This window comes from Streptomyces sp. NPDC037410 (assembly GCF_055602235.1).
Genome location: NZ_JBVJWR010000002.1, coordinates 245,566 through 262,716, shown reverse-complemented (window position 1 = coordinate 262,716; position 17,151 = coordinate 245,566). Strand labels below are relative to the sequence as shown.

Here is a 17,151-nt window from a genome sequence, read left to right as displayed (position 1 = left end):
CTGCTCCGGAGCACCTCATGACCTTCTCCCTGCGCCCCGCCTACGACGACCCGCGCACCGCAGAACTCGTCGACCGCCTGCGCGACTACCTCGACGGCGAACTCGCCGACCACGAACGCGAGCGCGGCATCACCCCCGCCACCCGCCTCACACGCGCCGACCTCGAACCGATCTGGCGCCGCAGCCGCGAACTCGGCTTCTACGGCATCCACCTGCCCGAGGAGTACGGCGGCCAGAACCTCACCTACACCCAACTCGCCGCCCTGAAGGAGGAGGTGGGCGCCAGCGGACGCGTCCTGTCCCACTGCGTCCTGGGCGACATGGGCGGACCGCTGCGCGCGGGCGACATCCTCAAGCACGCCACCGAGCACCAGCTGAAGACGTACCTACTGCCGCTGATCCGCGGCGAGCGGGCCTGCTGCTTCTCCCTCACCGAGACCGACGCCGGCTCCGACGTCCGCTCCATGCGCACGGTCGCCGTGCCCGACGGGGACGGCTACCGGCTCACCGGACACAAGGTGTTCTCCTCAGCCGGCCCCTTCGCCGACTTCGCGATCGTCGTCGCCCGCATGGCCGGTACCGGTGAGGAGGAGGGTGACAAGCCAGTGTTCTCCGCGTTCCTCGTGGACCTCGACAGCCCCGGCTGCCGTGTCGAGGACGGCGCGACTCCGATGTCCGGCGAGCACATCGAGAGCGACATCGTCCTGGACGACTGCTTCGTCCCCGCCGCCAACCTCCTCGGCGAGGAGGGCAAGGGCATGCGCATCGCGCTCGGCCGCGTGACCACCAACCGCCTCCTGCACTGCCCCACCGTGCTCGGCGCCACCCGCCGCGCCGTCAAGCTGACGCTGGACCGCACCCGGACCCGCCAGGTCGCGGGCCAGCCGCTGCTCATGCTCCAGGCGATCCAGCACAAGGTCGCCGACATGGCCACCGAGCTGTACGCCGCGCGCTCCATGACGTACAACGCGCTGGCGGCGCTGGACGAGGGCCGCGAGGTCCACGCCGAGGCGTTCATGTGCAAGCTGTTCGTCGCCGAGTCCGCCTTCCACATCCTCGACGAGGCCGTGCAGATCCACGGCAAGGAAGGCCTCACCCAGGGCAACGAGATCGAGTACCTCTTCCGCAAGATCCGCATGTTCCGCGTCCTCACCGGCACCTCCGAGATCCAGCGCAACGGCATCGCCAAGCTCATGGCCTTCAACCACTGATCCGTACCGTCCCGCCCGGAAGGCGTCCTCCACCATGACCGCCGCATCCCCTCCCTGGTCGGCCCTCACGGGCAAGCGCGTCCTCGACCTCTCCCGACTCCTGCCCGGCCCGTACGCCACGTCGATGCCGGCCGACCTCGGCGCGGACGTCATCAAGGTCGAGGACCCAGCCGGCGGAGACCCATTGCGCGTCGCACCGCCCCTGTTCGAGGCGCTCAACCGCAACAAGCGTTCCGTGGCGCTGGACCTGCGCACCGGTGAGGGCCGGGACGCCTTCCTGCGGCTCGTCCGCACTGCCGACGCCGTCGTCGAGAGCTTCCGTCCTGGCGCTCTCGACCGTCTCGACCTCGGCTTCGACACCCTGCACGAGACGAACCCGCGGCTCGTCCTGTGCTCCCTCACCGGCTACGGACAGACCGGACCGTACGCCGCGAAGCCCGGCCACGAACTCAACTTCCTCGGCCTCTCCGGCTTCTTCGCCGTCCCCGGCCGCCTCGCCGCCGCCCCCACCCGCCCCGGCGTCCGCATCAGCGACCTGATCGGCGCCCTGCACGCCGCCCTGGCCCTGACCGCCGCCCTGGCCGGTGACGGCGAGGGCCAGCACATCGACGTCTCCCTCACCGAATCGATCACGGCCTGGTGCTCACTCTTCGCCCTCCCCCTCCTCGGGTTCGAGGACCCCATGGCAGCGGGGCTCGTCCAGGGCGACAACGACATCTTCACCACGGCCGACGGCCGCCTGCTGTCCTTGGCGACCTTCGAGGACAAGTTCTGGCTCTGCTTGAGGACCGAACTCGCCGTGGAATTCCCCCAACTGGACACGCCCGCCTACGACCGCAGAGCCGACCGCACGGCGGCCAGGGAGCAGGTCCACGCCCTACTGGTGCGCGTCTTCGCGGCCCGCGACCACGGCTGGTGGCATCAGCGCCTCACGGAGATCGACGCCCCCTGGGCTCCGGTCCTCACCCACCCCGCCGGCCTCCTTACCGACCCGCACGTCACTGCCCGCAACCTCTTCGACTCCCAGGAAGGGGGCACTCCCCGGGCTCGCTTCCCCGTCGTCTTCGGGGCCGGCCACGAGACCTTCCGCCGCCCGGCCCCCGCCCTCGGCGAACACACCCAGGACCTCATCGGCGACCTGTCGGCATAGGTTTGCGTCCGTGGCGAGTTCCGCCGGGTCACGCGCCGTTGTGACGCCGGTGCAGGACAAGTCCGATGACGGCGAAGGAAACTCCCAGTCCGACACCGGCGAGGTTCCTCGCCGCCTCCGGGGACATCCAGCGCTGCACCAGATGCTCGACGACGAGCGCCGAAGCGACGAGAGCGAGCTTGGCGGCGGCGAGGGCGTACAGAGGGAGCCTCCCGAAGGCGCCCTCGCTCTTGCCGCGCCGCATGCGCCACCGCTGTACGAGGCGCATCGCCATCATGGCGGCGAGCATGATGCACAGCAGTTGCAGGGCGTGCCGCCACGCCGCACCGGACGCATGCGCCCAACGCCAGCCGAAGTAGAGGCCGGCGAGCCAGAAGATCACATGGATTCCGTGATCACGTCGGCGCCGTTCTGCCGAGCGGATCACTCGGGGCGGTCGCCGATGATGGTCACCCGCTCCATGACGCGGGCGCGGGGATAGTAGTCGCCGTTGGCGTAGTGCTGGGTGGCGCGGTTGTCCCAGAAGGCGATGGTGCCCGGGCGCCAGCACAGCCGGCACTGGTACTCGGGGTGGCGGGCCTGGTCGAAGAGGAGGTCCAGGAGCTCGCGGCTCTCCGCCGGTGCCACTCCCTCGATGTGGCTGGTGAAGATCCGGTTGACGTAGATGAGCTTTCGGCCGGACTCGGGAAGGGTACGGACCACGGGGTGTACCACCGGCGGGTACTTCCGCTGCGCGCGTGCGAGGTCCTCGGCGCTGAGCTGCTTGCCGAACGACTGGCTGAAGTCGTGAACGGCACGCAGCCCGTCCAGCCGCGCCTTGGTCGCGTCGGGCAGGCCGTCGTAGGCGGCGGCCATGTCCGCCCACAGCGTGTCGCCTCCCGCCTCGGGCACCTGCACGGCGCGCAGGACAGACCCCATGGGCGGCGCGGTGTCGAAGGAGACGTCGGAGTGCCACACGTTCTCCACGGCCGGGGAGTCGGCACCGCGGGAGAGCCGGACCACCTCGGGCAGGTCGGCCTTGGGCAGGAACGGATGGATCTCCGGGGTGCCCCACCAGCGCGCGAAGTCGAGGTGCTGGTGCGGCGTCAGGTGCTGGTCCCGGAAGAAGAGCACCTTCCACTCAAGGAGTGCACGGTGCAGCTCCTGGTGGAGTTCCGACGTGAGGGGGCGGGTCAGGTCGACGCCGGAGATCTCGGCGCCGATGGTCGGGCTGCACGGGGCGAGTGCGAACAGCTCGTACGGTGCGCTGGGGCTGAAGTCCCCGGTGGGGCTCAGTTCGCGGACGGGCACGGCCGATACGCCGTTGTCGAAGACGGGGCGTTCGGTTGCCGGCACGGGATGGCTCATGGCGGTTCCTTCCTGGGACGGATGTGGGCACGGGGCAGGAGGCTCCGGGCCGTGGAACGCGGGCCGCGCGGGTTCAGCCGCCGCTGACTGCCGTGCCGGCCTCGGTCCGCGCCAGTCGCGCGGTCGAGGGGCGGCACGGCGCCGTGAGGACTGCGGCGGCCGAGTCGAGCAGACCGGCGACGAACAGCTCGGTGGGGCCCAGGTCACGTGACCCTCCGGTGGACCGGCGGCCTTCGAGGTCGGCGAGCGCGTGGGCGACGAAGCCGGTGAAGTGCCACCAGCGCTGGGCGACCAGCGGCTCGGGCAGGAAGTCACGCAGCACCCGATAGGCGCGCTCGCGCAGCACCGCCAGGCCGTGCGTTCCAGGACGAGCTTCCAGGTCCTTCAGCGTGAGCGTGGCGACATCGGAGTGCACGGTGTAGGCAGCCTGCACGCAGAACCGCAGGTACCAGCTGCCCGACGACGCACCGCCCAGAAGCTCGGCCGGCGGCAGGGTGAACGCCTCGGCGATCGCGTACGGGTCGTCGCCGCATCCCTCTCGGTCGAATGCACCGATCAGGGCCAGTCGGCGCGCGTCGATCGGCACCTGCCGGTGCTCGAGGATCGCGTCCACCAGACCCTGCTTGGAGCCGAAGTGGTAGGCGACCGCGTTGTCGTTGCGTTGGCCGGCTTCCGTGGCGATCTTCCGCAGGGAGACCCCGTTGATCCCGTGCTCCGCGAAGAGGCGCTCGGCGGTCGCGATCAGAGAGAGCTTGGTCGACACGCTCTGGCTGTCCATGAATCGGAAGCTAACGCAACTGCGTTAACAAGGGAAGTGCGATGGACAAGGCATTTCCGAGAGGGAATCACGTTCACACGGGAGGCCAAGTACGCATTCGTTACGGGCGATTGAAAGTGCGGGAGGACTGTGCTCTCCTGCACGACACGACTGCCCGGCACGGCACGCTCGGTGCGGGATCCACTCCGCCGCCCGCGCGCCAGAAAGGATGCCTCATGGTCACATCGGTGCCTCATGACGTCCCCGATGTCCTCGCCCCGGCCAAGCTCGGCCCCCTGACGCTACGCAACCGCATCGTCAAGGCAGCGACCTTCGAAGGCGCCACCCCGGACGCGCTGGTCACCGACCAGCTGATCGAGTACCACCGCAGACCCGCGGCCGGCGGGGTGGGCATGACCACCGTCGCCTATCTGGCAGTGGCCCCCGAGGGCCGCACCGAGCGCCGCCAGATCTGGATGCGCCCCGAAGCCGTCCCCGGCCTGCGCCGCCTGACAGACGCCGTACACGCCGAAGGCGCCGCGGTGTCAGCCCAGATCGGCCACGCGGGACCGGTGGCGAACGCCGCTTCCAACCGCAGCCCGGCGCTCGCCCCCTCCCGCCGTTTCAGCCCACTCGGAATGAGAACGACCAGGGCGGCCGCCGAGGCGGACATCACCCGGATCGTCCAGGCACACGGCGAGGCCGCGAAGCTGGCCGTCGCGTCCGGCTTCGACGCCGTGGAGATCCACCTCGGGCACAACTACTTCGCCAGCGCGTTCCTCAGCCCCAGGCTGAACCGGCGCCGGGACGGGTACGGCGGCAGCCTCGCCAACCGTGCCGCAGTCGCTCGTGAGGCCGCACGCGCGGTGCGCGACGCAGTCGGCGACCGCATCGCCGTCACCGCCAAGCTGAACATGGACGACGGCGTCCCCGGAGGCATCTGGCTGGACGAGAGCCTGCAACTCGCCAGATGGCTCCAGGACGACGGCACGATCGACGCGCTGGAGCTCACCGCCGGCAGCTCCCTGCTCAACCCGATGTACCTCTTCCGCGGCAAGGCGCCACTACACCAGTTCGCCGCCACCTTCCCCCCAGCACAGCGACTCGGTGTGCTGGCATTCGGCAGACGTTTCCTCATCGAGTACGCCTACCAGGAGGCGTACCTGCTGGAGTCGGCCCGCCAGTTCCGCGCCGCACTGGACCTGCCACTGATCCTGCTCGGCGGCATCGCCGACCTCGCCACCGCACGGCAGGCCATGGCCGAAGGCTTCGACTTCGTGGCCATGGGACGTGCCCTGCTGCGCGAGCCCGACCTGATCAACCGCTACAAGGCCGGAACCAGCAGCACGTCCCTTTGCATCCACTGCAACCGCTGCATGCCCACCATCTACAGCGGCACCCGCTGCGTCCTCGTGTCCACGGAGCCCGCTCCGAGGCGCTGACCCACCATCCGCGTCGTCTTCCAGCCGATGAGGGCGGGCCAGGCCCTGTCCTACGTCGCGTAGCCGTTCCTACGGCTGTCACCACGCGCTTCCCCCGCCACGCTGCCGGCGCCGTCGGCGTGCGTGGGGTGGTCACAGCGGCTCCTCGGGGCACAGGGAACTGCCCGGTGTTTCACGGGCAGTTCATGGGCGCACACGGGGACGAAACGATCACGGTCTGAGGCTGGAGACCACGTCGGCGGTGGCGGCCACGCCGTTGTGGATGGTGGGCGCCATGCTGGTGCCGGCGAGGAAGAAGCCGAGCAGGACGCAGACGAGGGCGTGGGTGACCTTCAGACCGCCGGTCCGCAGGAAGATCACGGCCAGCACCAGCAGCAGCACCACGACAGAAATGGAAACGGCCATCGCTCTCACGTCCCTCCGCCGCCGCACCGGAATTGCGGCGTTCGGCGGACAGTGTGGCGGAATGCGCGGCCCGTCCGGGCGTATGGCGGGGCGGCCATACGGGTGAGATTCCGGTCGGGCCGCGGTGGCCGGGCAGTCCTTCCCTTCGCCCGTACGGCCGCACCAGCGGTGCAGCACCCCTTACCCGGGCGCGGGGAGGTCCATCAGCTCCGCGATCACGTCCTGGTGGCGGCCCGTCGAACCGAGCGCGATCTGGTCGGACTTGGCCCGCTTCAGCGCCAGGTGGGCCGGGTGCTCCCAGGTCATCCCGATCCCGCCGTGCAGCTGCACGCACTCCTCCGCGGCGCGCACCGCCGTCCTGGAGCAGTAGGCCTGGGCGACCGCCACGGTCAGCGGCGCGTCCGGGCTGCCGGTGGCGAGGGCGTCGGCGGCGGCGCGGGCCACCGCCCTGGCTCCGACGAGGTCCAGCCAGAGCTGCGCCATGCGGTGCTTGAGGGCCTGGAAGGAGCCGACGGGCCGGTTGAACTGATGGCGCTCGCGGGTGTACCGGACGGTCTCCTCCAGACACCACTCGGCGAGGCCGAGCTGCTCGGAGGCGAGCAGTCCGGCCCCGGCGAGCAGTCCGCGCCGGACGGCCGCACGGGCCGCGGCGCCGTCGGCGAGCCGGATGCCGCTCCCGGGCTCCGTGGTGACGCGGGCCAGGGGGCGGGTGAGGTCGAGCGGGGTCTGCGGCTCGATCGTCGCCTCTCCGGCCGGTACGGCGTACAGGCCGTCGGCGCGCGGCACGAGCAGGACGTCGGCGACGGTGGCGTCGGCCACCCCCGCGACGGTGGCACCGCATCGCGGCTCGGCGTCCGGCGCGGTCGACAGGGGCACCGCGAGCACCGCGACGCGCTCGCCGGAGGCGAGTTCGGCGAGCAGCCCGTCCGCCGGGCCGCCCTCCCCCGCGAGGGCGAGCAGCGTCTCCGTGGCGACCACCGCGCTCGTGAGGTACGGCAGCGGCGTCACCGCGCGGCCCAGCTCCTCCAGGACCACGGCGGCCTCGCGGTGGCTCGCGCCCTGGCCGCCGAGGGCCTCGGGCACGAGGAGTCCGGCGGCGCCGATGTCGCCCGCGAGGGACTTCCAGAGACCGGGGACGCAGGGGCTGTCCGTCTCGATCCGGTCGAGGAGGGTCTGGTGGCCGGCCCGGTCGGCGAGCAGTGCGCGGACGGCCGCCCGCAGGTCGTCCTCGGTCTCGGAGTACAGCAGATCGCCCTGCGCTGTCATCGGGTCAGGTCCTTCCATGCGACGTCCTTGTCGTTGCGGGGCTCCGGGGGCAGGCCGAGGACCCGCTCGGCGACGATGTTGAGGAGCACCTCGCTGGTCCCGCCCTCGATCGAGTTGCCCTTGGAGCGCAGATAGCGGTATCCGGCGTCCCGGCCGGTGAAGTCGACGAGTTCGGGGCGGCGCATCTCCCACTCCCCGTACAACAGACCCTCGTCGCCGAGGAGTTCGACCTCCAGGCCGCTGATGGCCTGGTTGAGCCGGGCGAAGGCGAGCTTCATCGCGCTGCCCTCGGGGCCGGGCTGTCCGGCGACGAGCTGCTGGCGGAGGCGCTCGCCGGTGAGCCGGGCGACCTCGGCGTCGACCCAGAGGTCGAGGAGGCGCCGGTGCAGGTCGTGGGTGCGCAGCTCGGGACGCTCGCGCCAGGTCGTGGCGAGCTTCCCGATCATGCCGCCCTCGCGGGGGATGCGGGCGCCGCCGATGGAGACCCGCTCGTTCATGAGGGTGGTCTGGGCGACCCGCCAGCCGTCGCCGACCTCGCCGAGGCGGTGGGCGTCGGGGATGCGGACGCCGGTGAGGAAGACCTCGTTGAACTCGGCCTCGCCGGTGATCTGGCGCAGCGGCCTGACCTCCACGCCGGGGTCGGTCATGTCGCAGACGAAGTAGGTGATGCCCCGGTGCTTGGGCGCCTCCGGGTCGGTGCGGGCGATGAGGATGGCCCAGCGGGCGAGGTGGGCGCTGGAGGTCCACACCTTCTGCCCGTCGATCACCCAGTCCTCGCCGTCCCGTACGGCACGGGTGCCGAGGGCGGCGAGGTCGGAGCCGGCGCCGGGCTCGCTGAAGAGCTGGCACCAGACCTCCTCGCCGACCCAGAGGGGCCGCAGGAAGCGGGACTTGACGTCTTCTGAGCCGTACGCGAGGAGGGTGGGGGCGGCCATGCCGAGGCCGATGCCGATCCGGCGCGGGTCGTTGTCGGGGGCGCCCGCGGCGGCGAGTTCGGCGTCGACGACGGCCTGGAGGGCGCGGGGCGCGTCGAGGCCGCCGAGGCCGCCCGGGTAGTGGACCCAGGCGAGTCCGGCGTCGAAGCGGGCCTTGAGGAAGTCGGTGCGGTCGGTCGCGGCCGGCGGGTGCTCGGCGAGCAACTGCCGTGTGCGGGTGCGGAGTTCTTCGGCGTCGGTCATGCGTGGACTCCTTCCGGGAGGACGACCAGACGGCCGGTGGTGGTGCCGTCGGCGACGCGCTGGACGGCGTCGGCGGCACCGGCGAAGGGGATGCGTTCGCCGATGAGCGGCTTGACGATCCCCTTGGCCGCGTAGGCCGTCAGGGTCTCGTGGCAGCGGGCGATCGAGGCCGGGTCCTTCGCCGCGTACAGGCCCCAGTGGAGGCCGAGGACCGAGTAGTTCTTCACCAGGGCGTGGTTGAGGGCGGGGGCGGGGACGGTGCCGCTCGCGAAGCCGACGATCACGATGCGGCCTTCGAAGGCCACGCACTTGGCGGACTGCTGGTAGGCCTCGCCGCCGACCGGGTCGTAGATCACGTCCGCGCCGCGGCCGCCGGTGGCGGCCTTGACGGCGGCGACGACGTCCTCGGCGCGGCGGTCGATCACCAGGTCGCAGCCGAGGGCGCGGGCGACGGCCGCCTTCTCGGGGCCGCCGACGACGCCGATGACGGTGGCGCCGGCCGCCTTGCCGAGCTGGACGGCGGCGCTGCCGACGCCGCCCGCCGCCGCGTGCACGAGGAGGGTCTCGCCCTCTCGCAGGGCGGCGCGGCGGTGCAGGCCGAACCAGCCGGTCTGGTAGCCGATGTGCAGGGCGGCGGCCTCGGCGTCGTCGAGCGCGTCCGGGGCGGGCAGGAGCCCGGCGGCGTCGGCGAGGGTGTACTCGGCGAATCCGCCGTGCGGGAGGGCCGCGGTGGTGATGACCCGGCGCCCGTCCTCGGTCTCGGCGCAGACCTCGACGCCGGGGGTGAAGGGCAGCGGGGGCCGCACCTGGTAGTGGCCGCGGCAGAGCAGCGCGTCGGGGAAGTTGACGTTCGCGGCGCGGACCCGGAGGAGGACCTGGCCGTCGCCGGGCGTGGGCGGTTCCACCTCCTCGCGGCGCATCACCGCGCCGGGTTCGCCGTTCTCGTACACACGCCATGCCTGCATCCGGAATGCCTCCTCCGTACCGAGCGGTCGGGGGCATACTAAGCGGTCGCTTGCTCCTGGGGGAACCGCTCAGCCGGACTTCTTGGGGCGCGCCCTGACGTGCATGCGCTCCCCCTGCGGCCCGAACAGGCTCAGGAACTCCACCGGCCCCTCGGCCGTCGGACCGAACCAGTGCGGGACGCGCGTGTCGAACTCGGCGGCCTCGCCGGCGGTCAGGACGACGTCGTGCTCGCCCAGGACGAGCCGGAGCCTGCCCGAGAGCACGTACAGCCATTCGTACCCCTCGTGCACCCGGGGCTCCGGGTTCTCGTACGGCTTCTCCTGGATCACCTTGTACGCCTGGAGCCCGCCGGGCTGCCGGGTCAGCGGGTACATCGTCCGGCCGTGGCGCACGATCGGCTTCGCCCTGACCCGGGGGTCGCCCACCGGCGGGGCGCCGACCAGCTCGTCCAGGGGGACCTGGTGGGCGCGGGCGAGCGGCAGGAGCAGTTCGAGGCTGGGCTTGCGCTGCCCGGACTCCAGCCGGGAGAGGGTGCTCACGGAGATCCCGGTGGCGGCGGAGAGCTCGGCGAGGGTCACCCCCCGGTCACGGCGGACCCGGCGGAGCCGGGGGCCGACCTCGGTCAGCACGGCGTCGATGCGGTCGTCTTCGGTCATGGCGCCAGTCTTGCAGAACCGGCAAGGTTTCTTGCGGTCACGGCAGGCTCCGGCCGAGTCTCGACGCATGGACACTCAGACGGACGACACGTACGACGCGGTGGTGATCGGCGGTGGCGCGGCCGGGCTCAGCGCGGCACTCATCATGGGCCGCTCGCGGCTGCGCACCCTGGTCGTCGACGCCGGCGAACCCCGCAACGCCCCGGCCGCCCACATGCAGGGGGTCCTCTCCCGGGACGGCATGAGCCCCGCCGACTACCTGGCGACCGGCCGGCGCGAGCTCGCCGCGTACGGCGTGGGCGTACGGGACGGCCGGGTGACCGGCGCGGCACGGGACGGCGCCGGCTTCCTGGTGTCCCTGGCGGACGGCACCCGTGTGCGTGCGCGACGCCTCGTGGTGACGACCGGGCTCGTCGACGAGCTGCCGGAGATCGACGGGGTGGCCGAGCGCTGGGGCCGGGACGTGGTGCACTGCCCGTACTGCCACGGCTGGGAGGTCCGCGACCTGCCGTTCGGAGTGATCGCCCACCCGGCGATGCCCGCGCACCAGGCGCTGATGGTCTCGCGCTGGTCCAAGGACGTGACGCTCTTCCTCCACACGGCCGGCGGGCTCTCCGACCGGGACGCGGCGCTGCTCGACGCGGCCGGGGTCGAGGTCGTGGCCGGCGAGGTCGCCGGGCTCGCCGTCGAGGACGACCGGCTGACCGGCGTCCGGCTCGCCGACGGGCGGATCGTGCCGCGCTCGGTGGTGTTCGTCGCGGCGTGGCGCCTCGCGGCACGGGACGGGGTGCTGCGGGAGCTGGGCGCGGAGCTGCGCGAGACCCCGTTCGGCGAGTTCGTCGCGGTCGACGAGACGGGCCGGACGAGCGTGCCCGGCGTCTGGGCGGCCGGGAACGTGACGGGCCCGCAGGAACAGGTGGTCAACGCGGTGAGCCGTGGCTACCGGGCGGGCGTGGCGATCAGCAACGAGCTGCTGCTCGCGGATCTGGAGGCGGAGGCGGCCCGTCGGCCGGCCGGATGAAAGAGGGCGGTTGGGGCTGCGCCGCACGGGCCCAAGGGTGAGGATCGGCCATGGTGACCACATTCGGCCACGTACGACATAAGGACGGGACACCTCCATGCTCGGTACGCAGTTCACCAAGGGCTCCCCCAACTGGCTCGACCTCGGCAGCCCCGACACCGAGGCCGCCGCCGCGTTCTACGGCGCCGTCTTCGGCTGGGACTTCCAATCCGCGGGGCCGGAGGCCGGCGGCTACGGCTTCTTCCAGCAGGACGGCGCCACGGTCGCCGCCCTCGGGCCGCTCGACGAGGGCGCGCACAGCGCCTGGACGATCTACTTCCAGACCCCGGACGCGAGCGCGACCCAGAAGACCGCCGAGGAGGCGGGCGGCACCACGCGCACCGAGGCCTTCGACGTCATGGACGCGGGCCGCATGGCCAACCTCACCGACCCGGCGGGCGCCGAGTTCGCCGTCTGGCAGCCGGGGACGGTGCAGGGCCTGGAGAAGACCTCCTCCCCCAACACCCTCGTCTGGGCCGAACTCCACGTCCCCGACCCGGAGTCCGCGCTCGGCTTCTACAAGTCCCTGTTCGGCTGGCGCTGGGCGGAGATGAGCGCCCCCGGCATGACCTACCGGGTCATCTCCACCGCCGCGGGCGACCAGGAGGCCGCGTCCTTCGGCGGCGCGGCGGAGGTCCAGGAGGGGATGAACCCGTCCTGGGTCCCGTACTTCGCGGTCGAGGACGCGGACGCGATCTCCCGCTCGGTCCAGGGCAACGGCGGCCAGGTCCTGATGCCCGCCGCCGACATCCCCGACGTCGGCCGCATCGCCTGGCTCGCGGACCCCGCCGGCGCGGTCTTCGCGGTGCTGAAGCCTTCGCCGCGCATGTGACCGCTCGCCCCTCGCCTCAGCGGCTGCGTGTGCGCAGCCGCTGAGCGCCGAGCCCCCTGGAGAAAGCCCCGGCCTACCTGCCGAAGAGTTCGAACGTCACCGCGGGGCGGTCGCCGAAGCGGGCGGAGGCGCGGGACGTCGCCGTGGTGAGGAAGGTGCGGACGTACGCCTCCGGGTCCTCGTCCGTGAGGGCCTCGATGTAGGCGCGGTGGCAGAGGAGGGAGCGGATCGCGCGGTCCAGGCCAGGGGTCGCGTCGGCCGCGTGGGTCGGGGTGCTGGAGGCGGCGACCGCGACCCAGCGGACGCCGTTCCAGGGGGCGAGGCCCTGCTCCTCGGTCAGTTCGGGGAAGATCCAGCGGTTGCCCGCGTCGGCCGCCGCGTCCAGGGTGGCGCGGCCGACGGCCAGGTGGTCGGGGGTGTTCCAGGGGGCGCCCGGGCCCCCGCCCCAGGTGTCGCGGTGGTTGAGGGTGATCACGAGCTCCGGGCGGTGGCGCCGGATGGCGGCCGCGATGTCACGGCGCAGGCCGAGGCCGTACTCGATGACGCCGTCGCGGTGGTCGAGGAACTCGACCGTGTCCACGCCGACGACCGCGGCGCTGTCCCGCTGCTCCTGCTCGCGGAGCGGGCCGCAGACGTCGGGCGCGAGCGTGTCGATGCCGGCCTCGCCGCGGGTCGCGAGGACGTACGTGACCTCCTTCCCCTCGTCCGTCCAGGCGGCGATCGCCGCCGCGCAGCCGTACTCCAGGTCGTCGGGGTGGGCGACGACGCACAGCGCGCGCTGCCAGTCGCCGGGCATCTCCAGGAGGTTCTCGTTGTCGATCATGAGCGCAGGATACGGGTCGCCTCCGACGCCGTAGGGCGGAACGCCCCGGCCAGGATGACCGAACGCGAGATGTGGCGCGGGCGGTCGGGGTTGAGGCCGCGCCGGTCCGCGAGGGCGACCGCGAGCCGCTGGGCGCGGACGAGGGCCGCGACCGGGTCGATCGCGTCGGCGGCGAACAGCGCGCCCGTGGACTCCACTTCGTCGCGGAGACCCGACGGCTCCGGGCCGATGCAGCAGACCAGGCTCGAACGGTCGCTGATGCTGATCGGGCCGTGGCGGTACTCCATCGCCGCGTACGACTCCGTCCAGGCGCGGGCCACTTCGCGGAGCTTCAGCGCCGCCTCGTCGGCGAGCCCGACGGTCCAGCCGGTGCCGAGGAAGGTGAACTGGCCGCGCCGTTCCCAGGCGGCGGGCAGCTGCTCGTACAGGACGAGTTCGGCGTCGGCGATCGCGGGCCCGAGGTCCACCCCGAGCCCGGCGCGCAGGAGTTGGAGGGCGGTGGTGGCGAACCGGGTCTGGACGACGGAGCGTTCGTCGGCGAAGCCGAGGTCGACGATCCGGTCGGCGAGCCGCCCGGCGGGGCTGTCGGGGACGCCGGTGACGACGAGCGTCGGGACGCGGCCCGCGGCGCGGGCGAGCAGGTCCACGACCTCCGTGGTGGTGCCGGAGCGCGTGAGGGCGACGATCCGGTCGTAGCCGCGGCCGAGCGGCGTGGCGTCGGAGGCGGGGAACGCGTCGGTCTCGCCCGCGCCGAGGGACTCCCGCAGGGCCGCGTAGGCGCGGGCGATGAAGTACGAGGTGCCGCAGCCGACGACCGCGACGCGCTCGCCCCGGACCGGCAGCAGGCCGGTGTCGCGGTCGGCGATGTCGGCGGCGCGGCGCCAGCAGTCGGGCTGGCCGGCGATCTCCGCGCCGACGTGGGTGCTCGTCATCCGGGTGCTCATGGCCGGGTCCTCTCCTCACAGGGGCCCTCGCGGGTCCGGACCGAGTTGTATCCGTGCGCGACCGGAGCACACCATGAGCAATTCGTGTTCATTGCTTGGACTTTTCACACGGCTCCGCGCGCCCGCCCGCCGCAGGAGGCCCGGACCACGAGGCGCGGTCGCAGCTGCACCTGGTGGAGCGGGGCGGCATCCCCCTCGGCGAGCCGCCGGAGCAGGATCTGCGCGGCGAGGCGGCCGAGCTGGTACTTGGGGGGCGAGACGGCCGTCAGCGGGATCTCCGCGACATCGGCGAACTCGTTGTCGTAGCTGATCAGGGCGAGGTCCTCGGGCACCCGCAGGCCGGCGCGGCGGGCCGCCCCGAGCATCAGGGCCGCCTCCCGGTCGCCGAAGCAGAGCGCGCCGGTGACGCCGGAGGCGCGCAGCGCGGCGAGCGCCCGGTCGGCGCGGTCGGGGTCCCAGTGGGCCATCACGTCCCGCTCGTACGCCGGGGCCCCGGGAAGTCCGAGGTCGCCGAGCGCGCGGGCGAAACCGGACTCGATGGGCGCGGTGGTGGGGGCGTCGGTGCGGGCGACGAGCCCGAGCCGTTCGTGGCCGAGGGCGCGCAGATGCCGCACGGCGTCGTAGGCGCCGCCCTCGTGGTCGGTGCACACGTGCTCGGTGGGGTCGCCCGGTCCATGGGCGGCGAGCCTGCGCTCGACGAGGACGGCGGGGACGGGCAGGGCGAGGAGCTCCTCGGCGCGCCGTCCCGGGTCGGTCGCGGTGTGCAGGCTGGGGACGAGGAGCAGCCCGTGGACCCCGGCGGACAGGAGCCGTTCGACGGCGGCGTCCTCCTCGTCGGGGTCGTAGTGCGAGCAGGCGAGGACGAGCCGGGCGCCGGCCGCCGCGAGCTCCTTCTCGATGCCCTGGAGGACGCGCGGGTAGTAGAAGGCGGTGTCGGGGACGAGGACGCCGACGATCCGGCGGTCGGCCCGGTCCCGCTCGGGCCGGTGGGCGGAGAAGGTGCCCGCGCCCTGGCGCCGTTCGACGAGCCCCAGGGCGACCAGGTCCTCGTAGGCGCGGCGGACGGTGGTGACGGACAGGCCGGTCTCGGTGGCGAGGGCCCGTTCGGTGGGGAGTTTGCTGCCGGGGGGCCAGGTGCCGTCGAGGATGCCGCGCCGCAGCTCCGCCATGAGGGCCCGGAACTTCAGCTCCCGGCCGGAGGCCGGTGTCTCGCGTGCCGCCATCCGGGCCCCCTTCGCGCGGGCCGGGGCTCGGGCCCCGGTGTCCTTGCCGATCGATTGCGCGGCGAATCCTATGACCTGTGTCCTCAGATCTCCCGCCGCGCGAGGGAGAGCAGCCGGTCGAGGACGCGCGGTCCGCCGGCCCGCACCCCGTCGTGCTCGAACTCGTCGGTCACCCAGGTCCGCAGGCCGCGTACGGCGCGCGCGGTCTCCAGGGAGTGGGCGGTGTCCACGTACATGTCGTCGTGGTACACGGCCGCCGCCACCGGGACCTCGTTGGCGGCGAGGCGCTCGGGGTCGTACAGCGGGGTCCAGTCGGTGCGCGCGGCGAGCAGTTCGGCGGTCTCGCGGAGCGGGCGCAGGGCGGGGTCGGTGGTGAAGTGCCAGGGGTGGACGGTCTCGCCGGTGAAGAGCAGCGGCGCCCCCTCGGCGAGGGCCGTGCGGGCGTCGAACTCGGGGTACTCGGCGCGGACCCGCTCGGCGGCCCAGTCGGTGGGGCCCTTGCCCTGGGCGTAGATGGCCTCGTGGAGTACGGCGTACAGCGGGTGTCCGGCGTACGAGAGGTGGGCCTTGACCTGCTCCAGGAACGCGTCGGCGAGTGCGGGCCCGCCCGGGGTGGGCACGAACGCGCCCTCCAGGAGGAGATGGAGCTGGTGGGTGCCCTCGCCGGAGCCGAGGAGGATGCCGAGGGACTGGAAGGCCTCGACGGTGAGGAGCCCGCCGCCGGGCAGGGTGACCTCGTGGTCCAGGAGGTGGGCGGCGATGGCGCGGGCCCGTTCGGCGTCCTGGGGGTAGCGGGCGAAGTGGGCCTCGTTCTTCCGCAGGACGCGCGGGTAGGCGGCGCGGTAGACCTCGTCGGCGGTGGCGTCCAGGGAGGGCAGGCCGCCGGTGACGAGGACGGTGTCCAGGCCTTCGGGGGCGGTCGAGAGGTAGTGGGTGGCGCAGAAGCCGCCGAAGCTCTGGCCGAGGACGGTCCAGGGGGCGCCGCCGGTGAGCCGCCGGCGGATCAGCTCGCAGTCCTCGACGATCGAGTCGGCGCGGAAGTGGGCCAGGTAGTCCGCCTGCTCGGCCGGGCCGCCGCGCAGCGGCAGGGTCTGGCGGTTGGCGGGGGTGGAGCGGCCGGTGCCGCGCTGGTCGAGGAGGAGGACCCGGAACTCCTTCACGGCGCGGCCGAGCCAGGCCTGCGGGCCGATGAAGCGGCGGGCGCCGAAGCCGGGGCCGCCCTCCAGGTAGACCAGCCAGGGCAGCTTCTCGTGGCCGGAGCGGGCCGTGTCGCTCGCGACGACCTCACGGCCGAAGACCTCGATGCGCTCGCCGTCGGGGCGGGTGTGGTCGAGGGGGACGGGGAAGCGGTGGTCGGTGAGGACGAGACCCGGCTGGCGATAGGTGGTCAACGCTGCTCCTGTTCGGTACGCCCCCGCGAGGAGATTGGATCACATGGCGGGGGCGAGCGGCAGCGTGGGACGAGGCCCTTCGCGGTACCCGGTCAGCCGTGCGAGAGGACCGCGATGACGTTCCGGGCCGGGTCGGTGAACCAGGCGATGGCGGGGACGCGCCCGTCGCGCACGATGCCCTTCTCGTCGGCCTCGAAGCCCTCGTAGCGCTCGAACGTCACTCCGCGCCCCGTCAGCTCGTCGACGGCCCGGTCCACGTCGTCGACCTCGAAGTTGAGGATCGTGAAGGTGGCGGGGGTGTGGTTCTCCTTGGGGTAGACGAAGACCCGCGCCCCGCCCGGCAGGGTGAGGTTGAGCATCCGCATCCCCTCGGGGCCGGTCTCCTCCGCCCGCAGGCCGAGGACGTCCCCGTAGAAGCGGCGTGCGGCGTCGAGGTCGTCGACCGAGAAGCAGCTGTACGCCGTGGACTCGCCGAACATGACGTGCTCCCTTCCGGGGGC

General features: G+C 72.8%; 18 protein-coding genes. 5 read left to right on the top strand and 13 right to left on the bottom strand.

Annotated features, from left to right (window positions below):
- The first annotated feature begins 17 nt into the window (after window positions 1-17).
- Both ACZ7HT_RS04145 and ACZ7HT_RS04140 read left to right on the top strand, forming a co-directional pair.
- The gene (locus tag ACZ7HT_RS04145) at window positions 18-1,211 is read left to right on the top strand and encodes an acyl-CoA dehydrogenase family protein (RefSeq protein ID WP_471159500.1); all 1,194 of its coding nucleotides are present in this window, start codon (window positions 18-20) and stop codon (window positions 1,209-1,211) included.
- A gap of 34 nt (window positions 1,212-1,245) precedes the next feature.
- Complete coding sequence (locus ACZ7HT_RS04140) at window positions 1,246-2,361, top strand: CaiB/BaiF CoA transferase family protein (protein ID WP_471159498.1); 1,116 nt, start codon at window positions 1,246-1,248, stop codon at window positions 2,359-2,361.
- Window positions 2,362-2,389: 28 nt separating this feature from the next.
- Here ACZ7HT_RS04140 and ACZ7HT_RS04135 read toward each other — a convergent pair whose 3' ends face one another.
- The 3 genes from ACZ7HT_RS04135 to ACZ7HT_RS04125 form a co-directional block, all read right to left on the bottom strand.
- Entirely contained in the window at window positions 2,390-2,743 is a 354-nt protein-coding gene (locus ACZ7HT_RS04135; protein WP_471159496.1) for a hypothetical protein, read from the bottom strand.
- Window positions 2,744-2,784: 41 nt separating this feature from the next.
- A complete protein-coding gene (locus ACZ7HT_RS04130; protein WP_471159494.1) occupies window positions 2,785-3,708 on the bottom strand; it encodes a TauD/TfdA dioxygenase family protein in 924 nt (307 codons plus the stop codon).
- 73 nt (window positions 3,709-3,781) lie between these two features.
- On the bottom strand, window positions 3,782-4,486 hold the full coding sequence (locus tag ACZ7HT_RS04125; RefSeq protein WP_471159492.1) for a TetR/AcrR family transcriptional regulator: 705 nt from the start codon (window positions 4,484-4,486) through the stop codon (window positions 3,782-3,784).
- Window positions 4,487-4,701: 215 nt separating this feature from the next.
- On the opposite strand from ACZ7HT_RS04125, the gene ACZ7HT_RS04120 reads away from it, so the two are divergent.
- Complete coding sequence (locus tag ACZ7HT_RS04120) at window positions 4,702-5,907, top strand: NADH:flavin oxidoreductase (protein ID WP_471159490.1); 1,206 nt, start codon at window positions 4,702-4,704, stop codon at window positions 5,905-5,907.
- Window positions 5,908-6,117: 210 nt separating this feature from the next.
- Here the strand turns inward: ACZ7HT_RS04120 and ACZ7HT_RS04115 are convergent, their stop codons facing one another.
- The 5 genes from ACZ7HT_RS04115 to ACZ7HT_RS04095 all read right to left on the bottom strand — a co-directional run bounded on the left by ACZ7HT_RS04115 (window position 6,118) and on the right by ACZ7HT_RS04095 (window position 10,378).
- Window positions 6,118-6,312, bottom strand: coding sequence for a hypothetical protein (locus ACZ7HT_RS04115; protein ID WP_471159488.1), 195 nt, complete (start codon window positions 6,310-6,312; stop codon window positions 6,118-6,120).
- 180 nt (window positions 6,313-6,492) lie between these two features.
- Window positions 6,493-7,596, bottom strand: coding sequence for an acyl-CoA dehydrogenase family protein (locus ACZ7HT_RS04110; RefSeq protein ID WP_471159486.1), 1,104 nt, complete (start codon window positions 7,594-7,596; stop codon window positions 6,493-6,495).
- Window positions 7,575-8,756 (bottom strand): acyl-CoA dehydrogenase family protein, encoded by a 1,182-nt coding sequence (locus ACZ7HT_RS04105; RefSeq protein WP_471159484.1) that lies wholly within the window; start codon window positions 8,754-8,756, stop codon window positions 7,575-7,577. Before ACZ7HT_RS04105 ends, ACZ7HT_RS04110 begins: the two co-directional genes overlap by 22 nt.
- Entirely contained in the window at window positions 8,753-9,721 is a 969-nt protein-coding gene (locus ACZ7HT_RS04100; RefSeq protein ID WP_471159482.1) for an NADPH:quinone oxidoreductase family protein, read from the bottom strand. The genes ACZ7HT_RS04105 and ACZ7HT_RS04100 overlap by 4 nt, the downstream gene beginning before the upstream one ends.
- A 69-nt stretch (window positions 9,722-9,790) precedes the next feature.
- Window positions 9,791-10,378: a helix-turn-helix domain-containing protein gene (locus ACZ7HT_RS04095; protein ID WP_471159480.1), complete on the bottom strand. Its 588-nt coding sequence runs from the start codon at window positions 10,376-10,378 to the stop codon at window positions 9,791-9,793.
- Between the two features lie 67 nt (window positions 10,379-10,445).
- On the opposite strand from ACZ7HT_RS04095, the gene ACZ7HT_RS04090 reads away from it, so the two are divergent.
- Together ACZ7HT_RS04090 and ACZ7HT_RS04085 are read left to right on the top strand one after the other, a co-directional pair.
- A complete protein-coding gene (locus ACZ7HT_RS04090) occupies window positions 10,446-11,399 on the top strand; it encodes an NAD(P)/FAD-dependent oxidoreductase (protein WP_471159478.1) in 954 nt (317 codons plus the stop codon).
- Between the two features lie 97 nt (window positions 11,400-11,496).
- Window positions 11,497-12,270, top strand: a complete 774-nt coding sequence (locus tag ACZ7HT_RS04085) for a VOC family protein (RefSeq protein ID WP_471159476.1) — start codon at window positions 11,497-11,499, stop codon at window positions 12,268-12,270.
- Window positions 12,271-12,343: 73 nt separating this feature from the next.
- Here the strand turns inward: ACZ7HT_RS04085 and ACZ7HT_RS04080 are convergent, their stop codons facing one another.
- The 5 genes from ACZ7HT_RS04080 to ACZ7HT_RS04060 form a co-directional block, all read right to left on the bottom strand.
- Entirely contained in the window at window positions 12,344-13,093 is a 750-nt protein-coding gene (locus ACZ7HT_RS04080; RefSeq protein WP_471159474.1) for a PIG-L deacetylase family protein, read from the bottom strand.
- Window positions 13,090-14,037 carry an SIS domain-containing protein gene (locus ACZ7HT_RS04075; RefSeq protein WP_471159472.1) on the bottom strand — a complete coding sequence of 316 codons (948 nt, stop codon included), beginning with the start codon at window positions 14,035-14,037 and terminating at the stop codon, window positions 13,090-13,092. Before ACZ7HT_RS04075 ends, ACZ7HT_RS04080 begins: the two co-directional genes overlap by 4 nt.
- A 104-nt stretch (window positions 14,038-14,141) precedes the next feature.
- Window positions 14,142-15,260 (bottom strand): GntR family transcriptional regulator, encoded by a 1,119-nt coding sequence (locus tag ACZ7HT_RS04070; RefSeq protein WP_471159470.1) that lies wholly within the window; start codon window positions 15,258-15,260, stop codon window positions 14,142-14,144.
- Window positions 15,261-15,343: 83 nt separating this feature from the next.
- The gene (locus tag ACZ7HT_RS04065; RefSeq protein ID WP_471159468.1) at window positions 15,344-16,651 is read right to left on the bottom strand and encodes an alpha/beta fold hydrolase; all 1,308 of its coding nucleotides are present in this window, start codon (window positions 16,649-16,651) and stop codon (window positions 15,344-15,346) included.
- 92 nt (window positions 16,652-16,743) lie between these two features.
- Complete coding sequence (locus ACZ7HT_RS04060; RefSeq protein ID WP_471159466.1) at window positions 16,744-17,130, bottom strand: VOC family protein; 387 nt, start codon at window positions 17,128-17,130, stop codon at window positions 16,744-16,746.
- Window positions 17,131-17,151: the final 21 nt, after the last annotated feature.

What these genes read in the sequence shown, in the direction of transcription:
- ACZ7HT_RS04145 (WP_471159500.1), top strand. Translation starts at nt 18, where the DNA reads ATGACCTTCTCCCTGCGCCCCGCCTACGACGACCCGCGCACCGCAGAA.
- ACZ7HT_RS04140 (WP_471159498.1), top strand. Translation starts at nt 1,246, where the DNA reads ATGACCGCCGCATCCCCTCCCTGGTCGGCCCTCACGGGCAAGCGCGTC.
- ACZ7HT_RS04130 (WP_471159494.1), bottom strand. Translation starts at nt 3,708, where the DNA reads ATGAGCCATCCCGTGCCGGCAACCGAACGCCCCGTCTTCGACAACGGC.
- ACZ7HT_RS04125 (WP_471159492.1), bottom strand. Translation starts at nt 4,486, where the DNA reads ATGGACAGCCAGAGCGTGTCGACCAAGCTCTCTCTGATCGCGACCGCC.
- ACZ7HT_RS04120 (WP_471159490.1), top strand. Translation starts at nt 4,702, where the DNA reads ATGGTCACATCGGTGCCTCATGACGTCCCCGATGTCCTCGCCCCGGCC.
- ACZ7HT_RS04115 (WP_471159488.1), bottom strand. Translation starts at nt 6,312, where the DNA reads ATGGCCGTTTCCATTTCTGTCGTGGTGCTGCTGCTGGTGCTGGCCGTG.
- ACZ7HT_RS04110 (WP_471159486.1), bottom strand. Translation starts at nt 7,596, where the DNA reads ATGGAAGGACCTGACCCGATGACAGCGCAGGGCGATCTGCTGTACTCC.
- ACZ7HT_RS04105 (WP_471159484.1), bottom strand. Translation starts at nt 8,756, where the DNA reads ATGACCGACGCCGAAGAACTCCGCACCCGCACACGGCAGTTGCTCGCC.
- ACZ7HT_RS04100 (WP_471159482.1), bottom strand. Translation starts at nt 9,721, where the DNA reads ATGCAGGCATGGCGTGTGTACGAGAACGGCGAACCCGGCGCGGTGATG.
- ACZ7HT_RS04095 (WP_471159480.1), bottom strand. Translation starts at nt 10,378, where the DNA reads ATGACCGAAGACGACCGCATCGACGCCGTGCTGACCGAGGTCGGCCCC.
- ACZ7HT_RS04090 (WP_471159478.1), top strand. Translation starts at nt 10,446, where the DNA reads ATGGACACTCAGACGGACGACACGTACGACGCGGTGGTGATCGGCGGT.
- ACZ7HT_RS04085 (WP_471159476.1), top strand. Translation starts at nt 11,497, where the DNA reads ATGCTCGGTACGCAGTTCACCAAGGGCTCCCCCAACTGGCTCGACCTC.
- ACZ7HT_RS04080 (WP_471159474.1), bottom strand. Translation starts at nt 13,093, where the DNA reads ATGATCGACAACGAGAACCTCCTGGAGATGCCCGGCGACTGGCAGCGC.
- ACZ7HT_RS04075 (WP_471159472.1), bottom strand. Translation starts at nt 14,037, where the DNA reads ATGAGCACCCGGATGACGAGCACCCACGTCGGCGCGGAGATCGCCGGC.
- ACZ7HT_RS04070 (WP_471159470.1), bottom strand. Translation starts at nt 15,260, where the DNA reads ATGGCGGCACGCGAGACACCGGCCTCCGGCCGGGAGCTGAAGTTCCGG.
- ACZ7HT_RS04060 (WP_471159466.1), bottom strand. Translation starts at nt 17,130, where the DNA reads ATGTTCGGCGAGTCCACGGCGTACAGCTGCTTCTCGGTCGACGACCTC.